12 protein-coding genes are annotated in these 14,040 nt (G+C 37.1%); 7 read left to right on the top strand and 5 right to left on the bottom strand.

The genetic code is table 11. The features are described from left to right. The first annotated feature begins 1 nt into the window (after position 1). The gene (locus IA57_RS11050) at positions 2-1,192 is read left to right on the top strand and encodes a DUF4249 domain-containing protein (protein WP_036123543.1); all 1,191 of its coding nucleotides are present in this window, start codon (positions 2-4) and stop codon (positions 1,190-1,192) included. Between the two features lie 4 nt (positions 1,193-1,196). Continuing rightward, entirely contained in the window at positions 1,197-2,918 is a 1,722-nt protein-coding gene (locus tag IA57_RS11045) for a hypothetical protein (RefSeq protein WP_036123540.1), read from the top strand. 5 nt (positions 2,919-2,923) lie between these two features. Here IA57_RS11045 and IA57_RS11040 read toward each other — a convergent pair whose 3' ends face one another. Both IA57_RS11040 and IA57_RS11035 read right to left on the bottom strand, forming a co-directional pair. Then, the gene (locus IA57_RS11040; protein WP_229730280.1) at positions 2,924-3,460 is read right to left on the bottom strand and encodes a hydrolase; all 537 of its coding nucleotides are present in this window, start codon (positions 3,458-3,460) and stop codon (positions 2,924-2,926) included. Next, positions 3,460-4,221 (bottom strand): MBL fold metallo-hydrolase, encoded by a 762-nt coding sequence (locus IA57_RS11035; RefSeq protein ID WP_036123537.1) that lies wholly within the window; start codon positions 4,219-4,221, stop codon positions 3,460-3,462. Before IA57_RS11035 ends, IA57_RS11040 begins: the two co-directional genes overlap by 1 nt. A gap of 92 nt (positions 4,222-4,313) precedes the next feature. On the opposite strand from IA57_RS11035, the gene IA57_RS11030 reads away from it, so the two are divergent. Next, a complete protein-coding gene (locus IA57_RS11030) occupies positions 4,314-5,765 on the top strand; it encodes a hypothetical protein (protein WP_036123534.1) in 1,452 nt (483 codons plus the stop codon). Between the two features lie 50 nt (positions 5,766-5,815). On the opposite strand, the gene bcp is transcribed toward IA57_RS11030, so the two are convergent. Then, positions 5,816-6,268, bottom strand: coding sequence for a thioredoxin-dependent thiol peroxidase (gene bcp, locus IA57_RS11025; RefSeq protein ID WP_036123531.1), 453 nt, complete (start codon positions 6,266-6,268; stop codon positions 5,816-5,818). A gap of 34 nt (positions 6,269-6,302) precedes the next feature. Between bcp and IA57_RS11020 the strand changes: the two genes are divergently transcribed. Then, positions 6,303-6,962 (top strand): endonuclease III domain-containing protein, encoded by a 660-nt coding sequence (locus IA57_RS11020; protein ID WP_036123528.1) that lies wholly within the window; start codon positions 6,303-6,305, stop codon positions 6,960-6,962. Between the two features lie 230 nt (positions 6,963-7,192). Here IA57_RS11020 and IA57_RS11015 read toward each other — a convergent pair whose 3' ends face one another. Further along, on the bottom strand, positions 7,193-7,777 hold the full coding sequence (locus IA57_RS11015) for an RNA polymerase sigma factor (protein ID WP_036123653.1): 585 nt from the start codon (positions 7,775-7,777) through the stop codon (positions 7,193-7,195). Between the two features lie 246 nt (positions 7,778-8,023). Here IA57_RS11015 and uvrA point away from each other — a divergent pair, with 246 nt between their 5' ends. Further along, on the top strand, positions 8,024-10,807 hold the full coding sequence (gene uvrA, locus IA57_RS11010; RefSeq protein ID WP_036123526.1) for an excinuclease ABC subunit UvrA: 2,784 nt from the start codon (positions 8,024-8,026) through the stop codon (positions 10,805-10,807). A 9-nt stretch (positions 10,808-10,816) separates the two neighbouring features. Here the strand turns inward: uvrA and IA57_RS11005 are convergent, their stop codons facing one another. Beyond that, complete coding sequence (locus tag IA57_RS11005) at positions 10,817-11,878, bottom strand: DUF3667 domain-containing protein (RefSeq protein ID WP_036123523.1); 1,062 nt, start codon at positions 11,876-11,878, stop codon at positions 10,817-10,819. A 203-nt stretch (positions 11,879-12,081) separates the two neighbouring features. Here IA57_RS11005 and IA57_RS11000 point away from each other — a divergent pair, with 203 nt between their 5' ends. Then, positions 12,082-12,726, top strand: a complete 645-nt coding sequence (locus IA57_RS11000) for a hypothetical protein (RefSeq protein ID WP_036123520.1) — start codon at positions 12,082-12,084, stop codon at positions 12,724-12,726. A 231-nt stretch (positions 12,727-12,957) separates the two neighbouring features. Further along, positions 12,958-13,983: a hypothetical protein gene (locus IA57_RS12405; RefSeq protein WP_051881054.1), complete on the top strand. Its 1,026-nt coding sequence runs from the start codon at positions 12,958-12,960 to the stop codon at positions 13,981-13,983. The last annotated feature ends 57 nt before the right edge of the window (positions 13,984-14,040 follow it).

Raw genomic sequence — 14,040 nt, 5'->3', positions numbered from 1 at the left:
AATGAAAAAGATAATAACACTACTTGTTTGTTGTTTTTATTTGGTTGGCTGCAAAGAGCCATTTGAGCCAAAATCCTACGACTTTGAAAGCTATCTAGTTGTCGAGGGCAATTTAACCAACGAATTAAAAAAGCAACAAATAACGTTATCGAAAACCTATGAGCTAACAGAAAACAATAGTCCGTATGTAAATAATGCCACGGTTTGGGTTGAAGACGATACCGGTGTCTCACACACCTATTCTTATACAGAAAATGGCATTTACGAATCGGAGATTGCTTTTCAGGCAGAACAAAACAAAACCTACCAACTTTTTATCTCTACCCCCAACGGCGAGTTGTATACCTCTGAAGAAGTAAGTACCCCACCAACCGCCGAAATTACAACACTATACCCAGAATATAACAACAATGAAAATGAGATAAACATTCTTCTAGATGCTAACATTACCAATGAAACAGCAAAATTCTTTAGGTATGAATATATAGAAACGTACAAGATTATTGTACCACATTGGTACGATATAGATTTTGAGATTATCAATTTTGAAACCGACCCCTATAATTCCGATTTTATTAGCTATGATATTGTGTTCAATCAGCGTGACCCTAATGAACGGGTGTGTTATTCAACAATCAACTCGACAGGAATAATCCAAACATCAACAAAGGATCTGGAAACTAATAATATTTTTAGGTTTCCGGTTAGGATTCTCGATGAAAACGACCTAAGCTTAACCCGAGAACGCTACAGCATACTGGTTAAACAATTTGTTCAGAATGAAAGTGCTTATAATTACTACAACACCCTAAACGAGTTAGGTAACACAGGAGACATACTATCTCCCAACCAACCAGGGTATATAAAAGGAAACATTAGCTTAGAGAATAATCCTGAAAAAAGAGTGCTGGGCTTTTTTGAAGTAACCACCCTAGACAGCGAACGAATATACTTTGACCATACCCTATATAGCAACGAAAAGCCAGCCTATCTTTATGCCTGCGACATCTGGACTTATGATTATGCCGCATACGATTTTCCTAACGAAAGGCTTTTACTGTCACAAAGGTATAATTTAGGGTATAAATTGTTACATTTTAGCGGCGGAAACATTTACACCATAGTAAATCCAGAATGTGGCGACTGCACATCGTTTTCTTCAAGTGTAGAACCTGATTTTTGGGAAGAATAAAATTATGAAAAATCACATCTTTATACTAGTAGCCCTTCTAGCAATCTGTACTAAGCAATATGGCCAAATCTCCAACAAACAACTCGAGGATTTACAAGCCAATATTCCTTTAGAGAAAATTTATTTGCAAACTAACGCGAACTTGTTGCTCGCAGGAGAATATCTTAAATATAAAGCTGCTACCCTAAACCTAAACTCCAACGTCCCTAGCGATATTAGTAAAATGGTTTACGTATCGTTAATTGGAGCCAACAACACCATTGTTTTCAACCATAAAATTACCGTTTTAAACAACAATGCCACAGGCGATTTTTTTATTCCTGCTTCAATAAAAACAGGACATTATAAATTAATAAGCTACAGCAATTGGTCTAAAAACAACACCATAAAGTCTTATGCGGTTAAAAATATTTACATCATTAATCCATTTACTACAGAAACTCAAGCCTTAACAACCCCAAAAGACACCATAAAAATTAGCTCTAGCAATTCTCTTGCCCGTAAGAAAAACTTAGAGAACAATCTTATTACATTAGCTAAAGACAATTATAACAAAAGAGAACACGTAGAAGTAACGATTGCTAACAGTAGTGCTATTTTTGGTTCGTTTTCTGTATCGGTTAGAAAGTTAGATGCTATTCAAATTAAAACAAACTACCCAAACACAACCTATCTTAATGCTAAAAAAACCGTTAACTATCTTCCGGAGCTTCGCGGCGAGATTATTTCGGGCATAGTTACAAACAGTAGCACAAACCAAAAAGCGGTTAATAAAACGGTCTCATTAAGCTTTCCTGCCAAAAACTTTTTATTTAAAAATGCAGCAACCAACCAAAACGGGACTTTTTATTTTGTAATTGATGAGAGTTACTCGCAAGAAAATGCCATTTTTCAAATACAAGAAAATGATAGAGAAAACTATAGCATAGCAATAAATGATAAAACCTTTACCGAATTTGACCAGCTTACTTTTTCATCAATAGAATTAGATGAATCTATTTCAGAAGTTTTAAAAAACAAAAGTATTCAAAACCAAATAGAGAATGCTTACTATCAAGCAAAGCAAGATAGCATTGTAGCTTTTTCCCCAAGACCTGTTTTTTACCACCCATTAGCTAAGCGGTTTGTTTTAGATGATTACAACCGGTTTCCCACCATTAAAGAAACCTTTACAGAAATTATAAGCAACGCTTATATAACTAAAAATAAAGGGCAGTACATGTTTCATGTAAGAGACCTAAGTGAGGTTAGCACACATTCTAACATACAAAGCATCCCACCGCTCATACTATTTGATGGTATTTTGGTGCAGGATTTAAACGACCTAGTTGACTATTACGATTCAAATAAAATAGAATATATAGACGTTGTAAATGGGCAATACGTATTAGGATCTAAGGTGTACGACGGCATTATTGCTATTAAAACCTTTGACAGCGCGTTTTCATTAAAAAGCAACAACAGCAACATTAAAGAAATTACAATAGACAAGCCTTTACCTAACAAAACATATTACCACCCCCAATACACACATAGCACACAAAATGCGAACATTCCAGACTACAGAACACAGCTATTCTGGAACCCCAAAGTAGAACTTATTGGTAAAAATAAAACCTTATCGTTTTTTACTTCAGATGTTGAAGGGACTTTCGAAATAACCCTAGAGGGCTATTCTAATACTGGCAATTATATTGTTTCTAAAGCCTATTTAGCGGTTAACTAAACCCCTTAATTAGCAGGTATTTCTATTGGGTATAAAAAAGATTTAATCAACTCAAAGTCCAATTTTTTATCCTCATCAATTTCATAAGAAATTAACAGCTCGCCCCAGTGTTTGCCATCAGAAAAGTTGGCAATAATCCATTTGTGGTTTAAAATACGTATGGCATCTATCATCATTTTACCATCGGTCATTGGGGCATAAGGAATTATGGGATGCTCATCGCGTTCGGCAAAATTCATGTCATGCAATTGGTCTTTAATAAATGGCACCAATTCTGTTATTCTATGGCCTTGGTCTTCCAGATAACTCATGGCAGGATCGCTATCCTCTAAAGTAAACTGCGACAGGTTAAACACCTGGTCATTAAGCACCTCTAAGGTTTTTTGTTGTTCCTGCAATTCACCATCCAAAACATCTATTTTCGCTTTGTATGTGGTTATTTTTTCTTCGTACCCCTCTAATATTTTTTTAGAGTTTACATATTGAAACACTACAAAAAGTAATGTAAAAAGAAAGAGGTACATAAAAAGATGTTTTTTCATTATATCTGTATTTTTAAATTATCGTATGCTAAGTGAATGTGTTCTGGCAAACGGGCTTCTACCTCGTCGTGAAAGCCCAACATGTGGCTTATATGGGTTAAATACGCTTTTTTTGGTTTTACCTTGTCTATTAAAGCCAATGCTTCGGCTAGATTAAAATGTGCCGGATGTGCCGTTTCTCTAAGGGCATTTACAACCAACACCTCTACCCCCTTAAGCTTTTCAATTTCATCATTGGCTATGGTTTTCATATCTGTTAAATACGCAAAGTTGTCTATTCTAAAACCAAATACCTGCAGGTTGTAATGCGTTCCGTTTATTGGAATTACTGTTTTATTCGCAATACAAAACGGGTTGTTTTCTATTGGGTTTACAACCACTCCAGAAGCTCCTAAATACCCATTATCACTATCAAAAAGATAAAAAAACCTGTCTTTAAGTTGCGAAATTACCCGGTTATGGGCGTAAATAGGCACTGGGCCTTGTTTGTAATAAAACGGCCTTATGTCGTCTAGTCCAGAAGTATGGTCGGCGTGCTCATGTGTAAAGAGAATTCCGTCTATTTTAGTGCAACGGGCCTGCAGCATTTGCTGTCTAAAATCCGGTCCGCAATCTATCACATAGGTATGCCCCTCCCACTCTAACATAACCGAGACCCGCAAGCGTTTGTCCTTGGGGTTATCGCTTAAACATACAGGGTGGTCACTACCTATTACTGGTATGCCCTGGGAGGTTCCTGTACCTAAAAAAGTTACTTTCAACGCTGTTTATTTTAACAACAAAAGTAAGCTTATTTTTTTTGTTTCATAGTCGATTTTATACCTTTGTAGTAAAGTTAATCCTGAACAAAACCATGGAAATCACCTTAAAAGGAGACAAAGAGTTTGATGATGTTCCTTCAATAAAAACCAAGGCACTTCGCATAAATTTAAACGAAAACATTTATGGTACTTTTGCCGAAATTGGTGCAGGACAAGAAACGGTAAGACAGTTTTTTAGAGCTGGAGGAGCTTCAGGAACCATTGCTAAAGCTATGTCGGCCTACGACAAAGACTTTAGCGATGCCATTTATGGTATTGAGGACGATAAGCGCTACGTTACAGAGGCGCGATTAAGAAAAATGCTTAACCACGAGGTCGATTTAATAGAAGAACGCCTTCCGCGCGACAAGCATCCCAACAAACTATTCTTCTCGTATGCCAATACAGTTGCCACCATCGATTTTGCAAAAAAATACAAGGGCCATGGCTGGATTGGTATTAAATATCAAATCGATCCAGAACAGGAGTACAACGAAATAGTGTTACACATCCGCTTTAAGGAAAACGACGCTAGGCTACAACAAGAAACCTTAGGTATTTTAGGTACCAACTTAATTTATGGGGCCTTTTATAAATACAACGAGCCCAGAAAGCTGTTAAGGTATTTGTACGACCACTTGCACAAAGATCAGTTGGAAATAGATACCATTAATTTTAGCGGCCCTGTTTTTGAAGATGTCGATAACCGCCTCATGAGCTTGCAACTGGTTAAAAACGGTATGACCGATGCTGTTATGTTTGCCCCTGACGGGAACAATGTATTACCAGCAGCCGTGCTTTACAAAAAGAATATTTTAGCCCTAAGAGGTAGCTTTAGACCTGTTACCCGAGTAAATATGGACATGTTTAAGAAATCTTACGACATGTTTATTAAAGAAAATAAAGTCGAGGCCAACAGAACCCAAGTGCTTTTCGAGATTACCCTCTCTAACCTTCGTGCCGAAGGCGAGATTGACGAACAGGACTTTATGGACCGTGCCGAGCTTTTATGCTCCTTAGGGCAAACGGTTTTAATTTCTAACTTTAAAGAATACTACAAGCTAGTTGAATATTTCTCGCAGTATACCAAAAACCGTATGGGACTGTGTATGGGCGTAAACAACTTGGTCGATATTTTTGATGAAAAATACTATCGCCATTTAAGCGGGGGCATTCTAGAGGCCTTTGGTAAATTGTTTTTTAAAGATTTACGCGTGTACCTATACCCCATGGAAAATGAAGATGGCTCTTTAACCACTAGCGAAAACTTAAAGGTGCATCCTAGAATGAAAGAGCTTTACAAGTTCTTTAAATACAACGGAAAAGTAGTTGATATTACAGACTACGACCCCCAGAACCTAAATGTATTCTCCAGAATGGTATTAAAAATGATTACAGAAAGTGAAGACGGTTGGGAAGACATGCTCCCTCAAGGGGTTGCTAAGCTTATAAAGGAAAAAAACTTATTTGGCTGCGAAACCGAAGAAATCTATAAAGACAAATAAAGCAGTACATTATCATATTTAAAAAAGGCGGTTTTTAACCGCCTTTTTGTTTATTTTAAAATCTGTTGGGTGTGTTCCTTAGTTTTTACCTTCTTAATTACATCTTCAATTACACCGTTTTCATCAATTACAAATGTTGTTCTATGTATGCCATCATATTCTCTTCCCATAAATTTCTTTGGTCCCCAAACACCATAAGCCTGTATAAGCTGCTTATCCTCATCGGCCAATAGCGGATAGGCAAAATTATATTTGCTCTTAAAATTAGCTTGCCTACGCTGGCTATCTGCACTTACCCCTAGCACATCGTATCCCGCTGCTTTAAAACGCTCATAGTTGTTGTTTAAATCACAAGCTTCGGCAGTACACCCTGGCGTACTGGCTTTTGGATAAAAGAACAATACTAGTTTTTTTCCTTTATAATCCGATAGAGAAACCGCATTCCCTTGTTCATCTTTTGCTGTAAAATCTGGTGCTTGGTCACCTGGTTTTAATTCTGTCATAATTCTTAACTTTGGTTTTTGTAAAAATACAACTATGACCAAACAAGAGAAAGTAGATTTTGTTATAAAAACCTTAAAAGACCTCTACCCTAGCATTCCCGTACCCCTAGATCACAAGGATCCCTACACCCTGCTTATTGCCGTATTAATGTCGGCACAGAGTACCGATGTTCGTGTAAATCAAATTACGCCGCTTTTATTTAAAAAAGCAGATAACCCTTACGATATGGTAAAACTTACTGTTGATGAAATTAGAGAGATTATTAAACCCGTAGGCCTGTCTCCCATGAAAAGTAAAGGCATACATGGGCTATCTAAAATTCTTATCGAGCAGCACAACGGAAAGGTTCCTAAAACTTACGAGGCTTTAGAAGCCTTGCCTGCAGTTGGCCACAAAACCGCAGCTGTAGTGTTATCGCAAGCTTTTGGCATTCCTGCTTTTCCTGTAGATACCCACATTCATAGATTAATGTACCGTTGGGGGTTGAGCAATGGTAAAAATGTTGTGCAAACAGAAAAAGATGCCAAACGCCTATTTCCAGAAGCCCTTTGGAACGATTTGCACCTTCAGATTATTTGGTATGGCAGAGAGTATTCGCCTGCTCGTGGCTGGAATTTAGATAAAGACATTATTACCAAAACCATTGGCAGGAAATCTGTGATTTACGATTACCTGAAAAAGAAAAAGCCCTGATGACTAATCAGGGCTTTCAAAGTTTAGTTTAGAAGTGCTTCAAACTTCATTTTATTACAATTTATAACACTTAAAGCCTTCGAATAATCTAGGAGAAACTTCACAGTTTCATCCTTAGGGTTCAATTGGACTTGCTTTTTTTGGGGATTCTTTTTTGAGTAAAGTTTTGCCATTAAATAGAATTTTGTTGTGTTTCTTATTACTTAACGACTTCGTTTACACTTTATTGTTTAATTGGTTAATATAATGTTGTGTTTATCAATTATTTTTCTCATGTTTATTAATGCATAACGCATTCTGCCCAAGGCCGTATTAATGCTTACGCCTGTTTTTTCTGATATTTCCTTAAAACTCAAATCGTTGTACATGCGCATAACCAATACTTGCTTTTGGTCTTCTGGTAGTTCGTTAATTAAGCGTCTTATGTCGCTTGCAACCTGCTCTTTTATAATTTTTTTCTCGGCATTAAGAGCACTATCCCCTAAAACCGAAAAAATATTAAAATCGCCACTGTTATTAAATTTTGGCATGCGGCTATGTTTTCTAAAATAATCGATAACCAAATTGTGTGCTATACGCATTACCCAAGGTAAAAACTTCCCTTCTTCATTATATTTTCCTTTTTTTATGGTTCTTATTACCTTCATAAAGGTATCCTGAAAAATATCGTTGGTAACCTCATGATCGTAAACTTTAGAAAAAATAAAGCCGTAAATGCGTTGCTTATGGCGTAAAATGAGTTGCTCTAATGCAGATTCATCACCATGTATGTATTGCTTAACTAATGTAGCGTCTGTGATAAGTTCGTTTTGCATAATCATTACTTTTTTGCATAGTTAAAATTAATGGTATAACTAGCTATGCTGGGGTTAAGATGTTAAAAAGTAAAATTATGCTATAGGCTACAAAGGTGATTTTTAGGTTAATATGCCCAAATATAACAACAATAATACTTAAAATGCAAACATGGGTTCCTTTTTTAACATTTAAATCAAAAGTAAACGGGCTTTAAATCCTGAAAATCAAATTGTATCTTTGCTAAATTATTATTTCAACAACCTATGGTGGCAGATGTTTCAAAAGTAAATCCTAAAGAAAACATTATTATAAAAGGAGCTAAACTCCATAATTTAAAAAATATCGATGTCGTTATCCCTAGAAACAAGCTTGTTGTTATTACCGGGCTCTCTGGCTCTGGAAAATCCAGTCTGGCATTCGACACCTTGTATGCCGAAGGCCAACGCCGCTATGTAGAAAGTCTGTCTAGCTATGCTAGGCAATTTTTAGGCCGGTTAAACAAACCCAAGGTCGATTACATTAAGGGAATTGCCCCCGCCATAGCCATCGAGCAAAAAGTAAACTCTACCAATCCAAGATCTACAGTAGGCACCACAACAGAAATATACGATTACCTTAAACTGCTTTTTGCCAGAATAGGGAAAACCTACTCACCCATTTCTGGAAACGAGGTGAAAAAAAATACCGTAGCAGATGTTCTCGAGTACATAAAAACATTTGACTTGCGTGAAAAGTTGCTGCTATTAGCGCCCATTATTCTGGAAGAAGGTCGAAAAATGGAAGACAAAATTAAAGTCTTACAGCAACAAGGTTATGCCAGAATAAAAACCCAAGCCGGTGTAAAACGTCTTGATGAAATTGCTGCGGTAGATGTTGATAAAAACAGTTTTCTGGTAGTTGATAGAATTATTGTTAAAGACGACGACGATTTTTACAACCGCCTTGCAGATGCCATTGAAACAGCTTTTTTTGAAGGTAAAGGTACGTGTATTATTGAAACACTACCCCATGCAGAACAGCAGGTCTTCAGCAATAAATTCGAACTGGACAGCATGGCATTTTTAGAGCCAAACGTGCATCTGTTTAGCTTTAATAACCCCTATGGTGCTTGCCCTAAATGCGAAGGTTATGGCGATGTTATTGGTATAGATGAAGCATTGGTAATTCCAAATACGGCACTTTCGGTTTACGAAAATGCCATCTTCCCATGGCGAGGTGAAAGCATGAGTTGGTACCGCGACCAATTGGTAAACAACTCCCATAAATTCGATTTTCCAATTCACAAACCCTATTTTAAATTAACCGAATCCCAAAAGCAACTTATTTGGCAAGGCAACCAATATTTTGAAGGGCTTAATAGCTTTTTTGAAGACCTGGAAGCCAAGGCGTACAAAATTCAAAACCGGGTTATGCTCTCTAGATACCGTGGCAAAACTACCTGTAAAACCTGTCATGGCAAGCGTCTGCGCAAAGAGGCAAACTATGTAAAAGTTGGTGGGAAGACCATAACAGATTTGGTTGATATGCCCTTAGACGTCCTCAGTCATTTTTTTAAAACCCTACAGGTATCCCAACATGAATTAGATGTTGCAAAACGGCTGTTAAAAGAAATAAACAATAGGTTGTCCTATCTCGAAAAAGTAGGCCTTAACTACCTTAGCCTAAACAGAAAATCTAACACTCTATCGGGTGGCGAAAGCCAACGTATTAATTTGGCCACCTCGCTAGGCAGTAGTTTGGTAGGCTCGATGTATATTTTAGATGAACCTAGTATTGGACTTCACCCAAAAGACACCGAAAACTTAATAGACGTGTTAAAATCGCTTCGTGATTTAGGCAACACTGTTATTGTTGTAGAGCATGATAAAGACATCATGCAAGCTGCCGACGACATTATAGACATTGGTCCAGAAGCAGGAACCTTAGGTGGCGAAGTTGTTGCCACAGGAAACTACACCAACATACTAAACGCCACATCGCTTACAGCTGCTTACTTAAATGGCAGCCTAACCATTGCCCCCAATAAAACCCCAAGAACTTCAAAATACTACATTGAAGTGCTTGGCGCCAGAGAGAACAACCTAAAAAACATCGATGTGCGCTTTCCTTTACACATGCTTACGGTTGTTACAGGAGTATCTGGTAGTGGAAAAAGTACCTTAATTAAAAAAATATTGTTCCCGGCACTGCAAAAACACATTACAGGGTTTGGCGATAAGCCCGGGCAATATTCATCGCTTGAAGGCAACTTTAAACATCTAAAGCAAATTGAGTTTGTAGACCAAAACCCAATAGGCAGATCGTCGCGCTCTAACCCAGTAACCTACATAAAAGCTTACGATGATATAAGAGCCCTATACGCTTCGCAAAAACTAAGCACAATACGAGGGTTTAAAGCCAAGCACTTTTCGTTTAATGTAGATGGTGGCAGGTGCGAAACTTGTAAAGGCGAAGGTGAAGTTACCATAGAAATGCAGTTTATGGCAGATGTGCATTTAACCTGTGAAACCTGTAATGGAAAACGCTTTAAAAAAGAAGTTTTAGAAGTAGCTTTTCAAGGCAAAAACATCGATGACATTCTAAACATGACCATAGACAATGCCATTGCTTTTTTTGAAACGCACAAGCAAACAAAAATAAAAAACAAACTACAGCCCTTACAGGATGTGGGCTTGGGTTATGTTACTTTGGGGCAAAGCTCCTCTACCCTTTCTGGTGGTGAAGCGCAGCGCATTAAACTAGCCACCTTTTTAGGAAAAGGCGGCAAGAACGATAGTACTTTATTTATTTTTGATGAACCCACAACAGGGCTTCACTTTCACGATATTAAAAAACTTTTAAAATCGTTTAATGCACTCATCGAAAAAGGGCATGCTTTAATTGTAATAGAACACAATATGGAACTCATTAAATGTGCAGATTACATTATTGATTTGGGACCAGAAGGCGGTGACAAAGGGGGGCAATTAGTGGCTCAAGGCACCCCAGAAGACATCATGAACAACCCAAAATCTGTAACAGGAACATACCTTAAAAACGAATTTTAAAGCCAACTGCTAATAATATAAAAAGGCAAACATCCCTACAATAGCAGTAGCAATAGGTACAATTAATAATAAAAACAAACTACTCATAGCACACCATTTAACCATGGTTACCCATAAACGCTGGCCATAAAAACGCTTGAGTGCCATTAGCAAGTAAACAATAGACGAGAATACAATTAACCAATCTACAGCATCTGGCATATCGTAAACTAAATAGTTAAACAGCAGCAGCACACTAAATGTTGCGAACAAGAAGGAAAAAAAGTAAAAACTAAACACCAAATGGTGGGCATAACGCCCTTTTTTATAATAAAACAATTTTAACAGCAGCCCAAAAATGGGTAAAAGAAAGAACATGGCGATGGGAATGCTGTCTATAAACGTTTGGTATATGGCTCCCAGCCCGCGGTCTTTGTAAAATTTTAAAACCTGCATATACAGTTTGCGTTTAAAGTAACCGGCATCGTCATCCATGCCCATGCTTTTATAAATCAATTCTGGATCTGCATTTATACTTATAAGCGAATCTACTTGCTTCTTATTAAATTGAAACAGACTGCTTACATGCTTGGTGTTTAACGAATCGCTAATGGTAATGTTCACTTTCGATAGGGCTTCTTTATCACGCTCAGACAGTGCTTCTATATCCAAGCTATCGAGTGTTTTTATAGCAGAGTTTTTCTTCAGATTTAATAACGAATCTATTTCTTTTTGTTCCATTACCATATCTTTCTTCATGGCATCATCAATAAAAGCTCGAGATTCCCGCACATTAAAAGAAAAGATAAAAAAGAAAACAACAACAACAAACAAATACATCTGCGCCGGATGCAAATACAACAACCGCTTGCCCTTAACAAATTCCTTAGCCAAAAACCCTGGCTTAAACATTAAAGGAATAAAACTCTTAAAAAAGCGGGCATCAACCGAAAAATAATTGCTAATCGTGTTATTAAACAACACCCCTAACGTAAGTTCATCTTTAGATTTTTGCCCACAATAAGGACAGTAAGTATAATCCTCATTGAAAAGCGCCTCGCAATTTTCGCAAATCTTTAAATGGGTTGGCATGATGTTGTTTTATTAATCTAAAAATAGTAAAAAATACATGTATTTTGTTTGTTTGCTATAATTAGAGTGCCTAAAAAAACACTTTAAAACACATAAACAACTCAAAAACTGCGTGTTACATTTTTGGCACGTTAATTGAAAAACTCTTGGCATAGCGTAAGCCGAAAAGCTAAAGAGTAGGCAAAATCTAAATTCTAATTATTATGAAAAAGCTAGGACTTTTATTTGCAGCCATGCTATTAGGTATAGCATTTGCTAGCGCAGCTGAAAGCAATTTTGTAAAACAAGCTAAAACTTTAGATGGAAACACACGCTATTCTCATGCCCAACCTATTATGTTTTTAGAGCGTGGTATTGAGTTTTTAGTTTTCCCTGATGGTAGCTTCGATTTTAACACGCACACACGAGGTAATAACGACCAAGGCGATGTTTATTACAGAACCCGAAGAAGCTCTGTTAATGTAACTTTTGGCGCTCCAAGAACTGCGGTTAGTGGCCACATACACTACTCGCAACCACAAGCCGGCGTTATTGTTGAACACGACAGGGATGGTAAGGTTAGACGTATTGGCAATGTTTTTATCAACTACGATAGACAAGGTAGAATAAAACGTGCTGGTTCTGTTTACATGAGCTACCAACGAGGCAATGGAAGATTGATTCAAATAGGCGGACTTACAGTGCGTTTTAATGGTCAAGGCGAATTGGTACATAGCCGAGGTGCTATAAACCAATACAACACAGGTTTTAGTTACATATCTGACGATGACTTTGGCCATGACACATGGCACGATGACGATGTATACTACTATAAAACCAAAAAAGACAAGGTTAAAAAAAGCAAATAATTAACGACTCATAAATGTCCCCAAACCCAAGTGTTTGGGGATTTTTTTTTGATGGTAAAAGCGTTTCTTAAAACCTATTTTCAAAAAACATGCTTTAATGGTTTGTTAATCTACAACCAAAGTCTTCGCTTAAGAAATCTATAAAACACTGATAATCAATAACTGAAATCGCTTTAACATTTTTTGGCATGTTGTTTGATTTATTCTAAACGAATCACAAATTCTATAATCATGAAAAAACTTATTTATTTATTTACCGCAATACTATGTAGCAGTTTTGCCGTAAATGCAACCACCAATCTAGACAACAATGTAGCAACGGCAAATTATAGCGGATATGGTAATTCTTTCATATTTGTAGAAGGAGGCATAGAATTCTCAATATTTCCAGATGGGCAGTTCGATTTTTACATGCCACAATACGGCCCCAATGTAAATGTTGCCATAAACACACCCGGTGTAAGTATTAGCTTTAACTCTGGGTACGACTATAATGGTTATGTACAGTACGATGCGTATGGCGCCATTGTTCAAATTGAGCACGTTCCTGTTTTTTACGACTTTTATGGCCGTGTGAATAGAATTGGAAACATTTACATTAACTACAATGGTTTTGGTTTTGTTTCTCGTGTAGGTGGACTATATGTACATTACAGAAACAGGGTATTCTCTCATTATACTGGTTTTATTAATGTGTATAACAGACATTATGTTTACAGACCATGGCACAGACATTATGTAGTACCTTCGGCTTCGCATTGTGTTGTTTATCACAAGCCTTATAGAAAACATTACAAGCCGCAACGTCACCATTTTACCAGTCCGTATAGAAATAACTACAGACGCACAACAGCAGTAGCTTCAAGACGCGGGCACACCATTACAAGACGTCAAGATCTTGCTACAAGAACGCCTGTTGTTAGAAATAGAACTGCAACGCATAATCAAAATAGAAGAACTGTTGATAGAAATAGAAATCATCGTACTGTAACTTCGGCACCTGGTAGATCTAAACAAGTTGAAAGCCCTAGAAGAAGTGTTAACAAGAGAACCCAAGTTAATTCACCTAGATCTAAAACCAATAGACAAACCGTAACGCGACCTTCAAGAAAGGTAACGCAAACAAAAAGAAATGTGTCTAAAAATACCACATATAGGAAAAACTCGAGTGTAAGAAAACCAAACAGACAAAATACTCGTAAATATACTACAAGACCTCACAAAAGCAACCGTGTTGCTTCAAGAGATAGAAGATAAAAACACTTTTTGGTTGGTTAGTTGAAAAGTCCTGCGATTAAGTTTGCCCCAAAGCAA

The organism is Mangrovimonas yunxiaonensis (assembly GCF_000733475.1).
GTDB classification, from domain to species: Bacteria; Bacteroidota; Bacteroidia; order Flavobacteriales; family Flavobacteriaceae; genus Mangrovimonas; species Mangrovimonas yunxiaonensis.
The sequence above is the reverse complement of the archived record's forward strand: the minus strand, read 5'-3'. Positions and strand labels throughout refer to the sequence as shown.

What these genes read in the sequence shown, in the direction of transcription:
- IA57_RS11040 (WP_229730280.1), bottom strand. Translation starts at nt 3,460, where the DNA reads ATGAAAAAACATCTTTTTATGTACCTCTTTCTTTTTACATTACTTTTT.
- IA57_RS12405 (WP_051881054.1), top strand. Translation starts at nt 12,958, where the DNA reads ATGAAAAAACTTATTTATTTATTTACCGCAATACTATGTAGCAGTTTT.
- IA57_RS11030 (WP_036123534.1), top strand. Translation starts at nt 4,314, where the DNA reads ATGGAAATCACCTTAAAAGGAGACAAAGAGTTTGATGATGTTCCTTCA.
- IA57_RS11050 (WP_036123543.1), top strand. Translation starts at nt 2, where the DNA reads ATGAAAAAGATAATAACACTACTTGTTTGTTGTTTTTATTTGGTTGGC.
- IA57_RS11015 (WP_036123653.1), bottom strand. Translation starts at nt 7,777, where the DNA reads ATGCAAAACGAACTTATCACAGACGCTACATTAGTTAAGCAATACATA.
- IA57_RS11045 (WP_036123540.1), top strand. Translation starts at nt 1,197, where the DNA reads ATGAAAAATCACATCTTTATACTAGTAGCCCTTCTAGCAATCTGTACT.
- bcp (WP_036123531.1), bottom strand. Translation starts at nt 6,268, where the DNA reads ATGACAGAATTAAAACCAGGTGACCAAGCACCAGATTTTACAGCAAAA.
- IA57_RS11020 (WP_036123528.1), top strand. Translation starts at nt 6,303, where the DNA reads ATGACCAAACAAGAGAAAGTAGATTTTGTTATAAAAACCTTAAAAGAC.
- IA57_RS11005 (WP_036123523.1), bottom strand. Translation starts at nt 11,878, where the DNA reads ATGCCAACCCATTTAAAGATTTGCGAAAATTGCGAGGCGCTTTTCAAT.
- IA57_RS11000 (WP_036123520.1), top strand. Translation starts at nt 12,082, where the DNA reads ATGAAAAAGCTAGGACTTTTATTTGCAGCCATGCTATTAGGTATAGCA.
- uvrA (WP_036123526.1), top strand. Translation starts at nt 8,024, where the DNA reads ATGGTGGCAGATGTTTCAAAAGTAAATCCTAAAGAAAACATTATTATA.